Source organism: Parasutterella excrementihominis YIT 11859, assembly GCF_000205025.1.
GTDB classification, from domain to species: Bacteria; Pseudomonadota; Gammaproteobacteria; order Burkholderiales; family Burkholderiaceae_F; genus Parasutterella; species Parasutterella excrementihominis.
In genome coordinates, this window is sequence record NZ_GL883763.1 from 1 (window position 1) to 6775 (window position 6775).

General features: G+C 45.1%; 7 protein-coding genes. All 7 read right to left on the minus strand.

All coding sequences use genetic code 11. The features are described from left to right. The coding region (locus HMPREF9439_RS13320) for a phage integrase SAM-like domain-containing protein (protein ID WP_040603693.1) at positions 1-359 on the minus strand (359 nt) is incomplete at its 3' end. 178 nt (positions 360-537) lie between these two features. Beyond that, positions 538-1845 (minus strand): Y-family DNA polymerase, encoded by a 1308-nt coding sequence (locus HMPREF9439_RS12200; RefSeq protein ID WP_008865077.1) that lies wholly within the window; start codon positions 1843-1845, stop codon positions 538-540. Between the two features lie 2 nt (positions 1846-1847). Next, the gene (locus HMPREF9439_RS13530; protein WP_008865078.1) at positions 1848-2504 is read right to left on the minus strand and encodes a LexA family protein; all 657 of its coding nucleotides are present in this window, start codon (positions 2502-2504) and stop codon (positions 1848-1850) included. Positions 2505-2719: 215 nt separating this feature from the next. Continuing rightward, a complete protein-coding gene (locus HMPREF9439_RS12975) occupies positions 2720-3865 on the minus strand; it encodes a ParB/RepB/Spo0J family partition protein (RefSeq protein ID WP_008865079.1) in 1146 nt (381 codons plus the stop codon). 1 nt (position 3866) lies between these two features. Further along, positions 3867-4724 carry a ParA family protein gene (locus HMPREF9439_RS12215; protein ID WP_008865080.1) on the minus strand — a complete coding sequence of 286 codons (858 nt, stop codon included), beginning with the start codon at positions 4722-4724 and terminating at the stop codon, positions 3867-3869. A 2-nt stretch (positions 4725-4726) separates the two neighbouring features. Continuing rightward, positions 4727-5404, minus strand: coding sequence for a hypothetical protein (locus HMPREF9439_RS12220; RefSeq protein ID WP_008865081.1), 678 nt, complete (start codon positions 5402-5404; stop codon positions 4727-4729). 807 nt (positions 5405-6211) lie between these two features. Beyond that, positions 6212-6775, minus strand: a 564-nt coding sequence (locus tag HMPREF9439_RS13385) for an ATP-binding protein (RefSeq protein WP_008865083.1), incomplete at its 5' end; no start/stop codon positions are given.

A 6775-nucleotide genomic window follows, 5' to 3' on the forward strand; every position in this document is an offset into this window, starting at 1 on the left:
CCTTTCGGTAATCGCTGGTATTTCACTGCTTTAATAGCTTGAATTTTTAAATACGCAGACTGGGGCAAATAGTCTTGTGACCAGGCTGCCTTCGCGACCGCCTTAAATGCATTGAGATAAAGATTAACAGTTGCACCGGAACAATTTCTTGCAGTTAAGTGGTTTTTGATCAATGTCCAGTGGCTTGTCCTCAGTTTTGACCAATCAATCAATTCGTAATTTTCATGTCCAAGAACCCTTGCAATATTTTTTATGCAGTTTTGCATTGTTATCGAAGAACGACGGGAGCCGAGGGACGATAAATACAACTCGACCGGATTCTTCTTCCAGCCAGTGGATGCAGTTGGTATAAAAAGCATTTTGCACCTTATCCAAAGTTAAATTGCCAAAATAATCGCAAAGGAGTACTTCTGATGTTCTCTTTCATGAAAGAAAAAACTTTGCTTTGAATGCCTATGTAGGGCGCCAAGGAGAGTCAGCCGAAATTTAAAAAATTCCTCGGAAATTTTATGAGGCAAACAAGTTGGAAGTAGTGAATCAGAACGGAACCGTTTCTTCTAAGAGCGGCCCGACGCGGGGCAGGTCTTTCCAGCAGGTGGTGTATCCGGGGCTGAGCCGCGCACGAGACATTTCCCAAGTACCTTTTCCTAATTTAGAAGCCGCAAAGCAGAGCGTATTCTTACCGTAGCGCGTGTTGATGGAATCCATCAGTTCACAGATGATCTGCTGCTGTTCGGTTTCCGTCTCTTCAAAAAGATCCTTGGTGACTGCACCTTTCGGAACGACTTCACCGACGTAGACGCCGGTGCGTTTATAGAGGAAGTCTCTGCGGTAACTTTGATTGAGCAGCCGTCGGGCACAGTGAATGATCGTATTGGTGTCCGAGATCGGGTAGGGAAGTCCCACACACGGATAAGCCTGCTGTTGGACATCCTGAAGGCGGAAAGGATTCGTGTTTAAGACAATACCGACGGTGTGCGCCACCGTACCTTCGCGACGCAAGGTTCTTCCGCATTCCTGGGCATGGAACGTGATTGCGCCTAGCAAATCGTCTTTGTCGCAGACCAAATGACTGAAGCTGCGGCTTCTCATGATTTGCTGTCTTTTTGGTTTTACAAGTTCCAGTGGAATGCAGGACGTTCCCTGAAGTTCTCGTACTGTCATGGAAAGCGTAATGCCAAACCGATTTCGGATGGCCTCTGCATCTGCACGGGCTAAATCTAAGGCCGTCCGAATACCCATCTTTTCTAGGTGTTCCGTATAACGTCTCCCTACACCCCAAATTTCAGAAACTGGTTCGCAAGCAAGCGCTTTTGCCTGCCGCTGAGGCGTTAAGTCGAGCCAATTGCAAACGCCTTTTAGGCCGCCATAGTGTTTCGCTAAATGGTTGCAGTATTTGGCTAAAGTTTTTGTCGGCGCGATACCGACACACGTTGGAATTCCTACATCCTTAAATACTTTGTCTTTAATCCGAAAACCTAACTGGGTTAGATCAGTACCCAGACCTTCGTAGCCGCTCATGTTGGCGAAGCACTCATCAATACTGTACGGATCAATGCAGTCAACTTGGGAGGCGATGGTTGACATCATCCGCCCGGAGAGATTGGCGTAGAGTTCGTAGTTGCTTGAGAAAACGGCGACGTTTTCCCGTATACAGAATTCTTCGATCTGAAAGTACGGCTGGCACATTTTGATGCCGAGCTTTTTGGCTTCCTTCGATCGAGCAACGACACACCCGTCGTTATTACTGAGCACAATTACGGGACGGTCAGTTAAGTCCGGACGAAAAACTTTTTCGCAGGAGGCAAAGAAAGAGTTTCCGTCCACCAGCGCGAACACCTGCATAGCTAGTTGCTTTTAATCGTGTACTTCACGACGCCGATAAAGCGCCATTCATCGTAGTCTTTCGGGAGGATGGGCTTGTAGATCGGATTTGAGCTTTCAGGGAGCAGACGCAGTCCTTTATCGTCTTTCATATAGCGTTTAACAGTGAATTCATTGTTAATGCTCATGATGACGATGTCTCCGTTCTTGGGTTCCGGCGAGCGGTCGACGACCAAGAGGTCGCCTTCGTCCATACCGGCCAAGTCCATGGAATCGCCTGTTACGTAGACGCAGAATGTGGAGGCGGGATTGGAAACCAAATATTCATTTAAGTCCAGCGTTTTGTCGATATAGCTTTCTGCCGGGGAAGGGAACCCGGCCTGAACCCCGCATTCGTAAACTGGAATGCTCAGGTGCGTCGGATTCATGGCCGGAACAAGGATCTGGTCTGTGTCGAGGGTACGAGCAGGTTCTGCGACACGTTCAAGTTCACAGCGAAGCCATTTTGCGCCACCTAACTGTTTGAAAACCGGAACCAATTTGTCCGTGAGGCAGACAGAAACCCGTTTTGTACTGCCGAGACCTTTGCGGCCTGCACCTTCGCGAGCGCCGCCACGGTTTTCTTTTTTAGTTGTTTTATCCATGATGAAGTAAAAAGAGGAAAATTTTGAAATAATCATACTATTTCAAAAATCTGTAGTCAATTATTCCCGTTGCTATTAATCAAGGATACCAACCGCTTTAAAAAACCTTAGAATAGCCCCAGACGAACTCCGACCGGTTTTAGTGTCTTCTAGGTCGGCAAAGTTTAGCCCTGCACTAGCGGGGCTTTTCCTTCTTGACTTCCTCCCCAACAACGTTACCAAGGGAGGGTATCTCTCTTGACTATGGAGGGTTAAGATTCACAAATTCGATTAAGCTGTACTTCCTCTGCAATGACTTCTTGCTCTGATCCGTCTTCAAACTTTACACAGACAATACCGTCCGAAGCTTTCCGCTTATAGAGAAGCTCACATTCCCTTCCGTCAACAAGACAAAAAATTATCGGTTTTTTATAGAGCTGCTCTTTTGTTTCTTCATCCGGGAAACTTTCTACGGATGGTTCAACATCATCAAAAGAGTCCTCACTAGGGCTTTCTTTAAATGCTTCCTCTGCATTCTCTTCTTGCTCGTTGTCTATATTATTTTCATCTTCCAGAGGCTGGTAGCAAGATTCATCAATCTTTGCCCCTGGGAATAACTCGTCGGCTTCTGCTTGAGATTCTTCAGCAACTGTCTCCTTATCTGAAAACTCGATTTGTTCACCTTCTATTTTTTCGTTTTGCTCTTGAGGCAAAATATCGGCGGCGTCTTCAGATTCAGTCGAAAAAGTTGTTCCGGAACAACTTTGAGGATTGAAGTTGTTCGCCTCTGCTTTTGAAATAAACTCCCGGCCTTCAAGGAAAGTCTCTACTTCTGAGGGATGCTCTATCCATTTTTTATAGAGAATATAAGCCGTCTGGATACTATTTATTTTCTTTTCCGCTAAGGCTGATTGAATCTCTTCCGGAAACTCTTTCCAAGCTGAATACTTGGACACCAGAGCTTTTTCCAATCCAAGTTTCTCGGCAATTTCTACCTGTTTTTCTCCTAAAGAAATCCGCTCACAAATAAAGTCAGCAACCTCAACGACAGTTAGTGAAGATCGCTTCAAGTTTTCCGCCATCTGAGCATAGCTAATGTTTTCAGCGGCAATAGAAGTATTCACAATCGCTTTAATTGACTTAGCCTGAAGGAGTTGGCTCGCCCGAAAACGCCTCTCTCCGCTGATAATTGTGAACGTATCATCTGAATTAGCTCGGACAACTATTGGCTGAAGCAGCCCATATTCTTGGATACTGGCGGATAGCTCTGAGAGTTCCGCGTCATTAAATTGTTTTCTTGGCTGGTTAGGATCAGGTTTAATTTTGTCTAATTCGATGTCTAGAATCTTGCCTTCAGTATTCAGGACTGACTTTTTGCCGCTTGCGATCTTACTTAGCCGATTCAAGTTCAGAGCCATTTCAATTATCCTCCCTGGAGCTGTTCACGACGGCTAAACTTCCGTCCTCGTTCCAAACCACACGAAGAGGATTGTTTTCAGGTAAATTAAGAGCTGCTGCTAAATTTAGAAAAACCGTCCTTAGCTCGTACCATGCCTCACCGGGTTTTGAGTTTTTACTTACCCATACCGGCCGATGCTGTCCTTGTGCCGCTGCATATTCATTTCGATTAAGAACCCATGCCGGTTTTAGACCGTTTTCCTGTTTCAGTATCAGATCTTTTGCCAATACCCAAAGCTGCTTAAAGTTTTCAATCTGATAAGGCTTCCTTTCGACCATGTTCAATACCAATCCTGCAAACTGAAGTTTCTCATTGATGGTCGAAACCTCTTGGGCTCTGCCTAAAAGCATTTCTACTCCCTCGAGAGCTTCTTGTTTCAGGTTGACAGGGCAAACGTAATGGGTTGCAGCTAATAGTGCAGCAATCTGGCGAATATCGTATGAGGGATTGGTATCAATAATGCAAATATCAAAATCGTCTTGGATCTCGTTTAAGCTGTTGAGCAAATTTTCTACAAAGCCGTTATGAGCTTCTTCACCGCTTCGCTCCAGTTCTTCCAAATTTGTATCCGCTCTAACTAGAAGCCGGGCGGCTCCGGTTGTTCTCAATCCTCCTTGCTGCATCAGCAAACCTGAAGAAACATTAGCGGGCTCAAAAAGCTTTGAATCAAACAAACAGTTTGAAGAATGCGCCTGAGGATCTAAATCGATAAACAAGGTGCGTAAACCACGTTTCAAGGCGCAATAGAACGCAAATTGTGTTGAAAGGAATGATTTTCCAACACCACCTTTGTTGTTAATTACGGTCAGAGTAATCATTTTTAGTTCTCCGGATAATTTGCATACGGAAGGTTAATGGCTTTAAAAGCAACTACAGAATCGTTGAAAAAATCCCAATGACCTTCCTTAAACGTTGAGCAATAGCCTCTTAAATGATTCTTCAGCAGAACTTCACAAGCCACACCTTCAGGCGGCTCACAAGAGGCTACAGACGACCAGCCTAGGGCCGTTTCGGGATCAAGCAGTGCTTTGGCTGAAGCAGGAACGGGAGAAAAGTCTTTGAAGAAAAGAATTTTGTCTGAAGGCCATTTTTGCCATCTTCCTTCTTTAAATTTATCGACGACGCATCTTCCGTCATTCAAATAAATCATCCACTTAAAATTAAAGGGATCACCGGGCAACAGTTCGTTTTTTATAGGTGGTAAAACGTAAGGCCAGCGGTTCCAGTCATGAACCTGGTATGGCTCTTCCCGAAGGATATGTTCTCGATCTACGCTGATAAGAATATCCGCTCCGGTTATAGATACGGTTCCCGGTATTGCAAAGGTAATAGAGGTTCCATCCATCCGTTTTAAAGCTTCTTTAACAATCGAATCCAAATGATTGTCCGGATCTTCCAGCGCTGCCGTTATAACATCCAACAACTCAGTGCTGAAACTTTCAGTGGGTGTACTGTCATTTGAATCAAAAACGCAATTTTCTGCATTTTCATTAGTCATCTTTGTTCCTCTGTTGGGATTAAAGTGTTGGGAGTTTTTAATAACTGAAGGCCGGTTTCTGCTCGACGTTTTTGAAAAGAAGGGCAGAAGTTGTCTTGTTTCTGCGTTTTCTGGCGGCGCGACTTCTCAGAACAAAATCTGTATCATTCCCAGACCTTGTTGTTTTTTCGGAAATGCTTCTGAAAGAAGAAGCAGAGGACCCTTTTGAGACGAAATCTTCTAAGTTTCTTGAGGGAAGAAAAACACAGGGCTCGAAGCGCCTTGGACAAGCGCCGAGCCCTTGAACAAGGAGATTAGTCGTGCAAGTAAACGTAAAACGACTATTTCTGCTCCTTATCGTGTTGAGGGAATTATCCGTCAGAGCTGACTTTGTTGTCAACTTTGAGGGCTCTGTTTCTCTAGCGGTAATTGGGGCAGGTGCGCTGTTGCTTTTGATTAAACGATAGCGTCGAGCAATGCCGGGACGGTTGTTTTGTTCCGGCATTTTTTCTGAAGCATACAACGAAAGTTCATTTTGACTCCGTAAAACAGCAACGGCCCAACTGCTGGTAACAGTTGAGCCGTGTCTAATCTTTGGAGAAAAAGCGATGCGGTCTAAGAACTCGCTAATCTTCGTAGAGAGATTAACACAACTGAACAGAGAAGGATTTACCTTCAAAGTTAAGGTCGGAGTGCCTCTAGCGCTGCTCGTGTTAATCATCTCGGCGGTCGCTGCCAGTTGGTTTTCATAACCGTCAGCTGTGTTGATGTTTGACGCAGGGAGTCTCGATCCCGATTCGGGGCTTCCGGCTGTTTTTCTCAGCTGTCTTAACATAACGATTTCCTCCGGAAACTTTCCCAGTCAAAGACCACTAAACGAGCCTGTTCACATAACCTGTCAAAAGATCGTTCTTCGAGGTAGGCTTCAATGGAATCTGCACCGGAAAGCCTTAGATTTGAAACGGCAATCATCGGTTTCATTTGTTCATACCGAGCATTAATAACTTCAAAGAGGTAGTCTTTTTCTCTCTCGGAAATCCCTCTAAATGCACCGATCTCGTCCATGATCAGCAGATCAACCGAAACATATCGGGCGATAATGTTTTTCACGGAACGCTCTTTGTCATTCCAAGATGATTTAATGTCCTCTAGCAGCCGGGTTACCGTTGTGTAAAGGACTGTCCTTCCCTGCTTGATCGCTTCATGACCTACAGCGCAAGCTAGGTGAGTTTTTCCGGTTCCCGGAGTACCGATCAATAAAAGAGTTTTACCGCTGAACCAGTCAGCTTTTAACTCTTGAGCGAAATCCATGCAGCTTTTAAGGGCTTGATATTGACCTTTTTCAGTCGCTTCATAAGCCTCGAAGTTCTTGTCCGCAAAGCGCTTGGGGAT

Excerpts from the sequence above, each read along its gene's own strand:
- HMPREF9439_RS12220 (WP_008865081.1), bottom strand. The coding sequence starts at position 5,404 with ATGACTAATGAAAATGCAGAAAATTGCGTTTTTGATTCAAATGACAGT.
- HMPREF9439_RS12215 (WP_008865080.1), bottom strand. The coding sequence starts at position 4,724 with ATGATTACTCTGACCGTAATTAACAACAAAGGTGGTGTTGGAAAATCA.
- HMPREF9439_RS13530 (WP_008865078.1), bottom strand. The coding sequence starts at position 2,504 with ATGATTATTTCAAAATTTTCCTCTTTTTACTTCATCATGGATAAAACA.
- HMPREF9439_RS12975 (WP_008865079.1), bottom strand. The coding sequence starts at position 3,865 with ATGGCTCTGAACTTGAATCGGCTAAGTAAGATCGCAAGCGGCAAAAAG.
- HMPREF9439_RS12200 (WP_008865077.1), bottom strand. The coding sequence starts at position 1,845 with ATGCAGGTGTTCGCGCTGGTGGACGGAAACTCTTTCTTTGCCTCCTGC.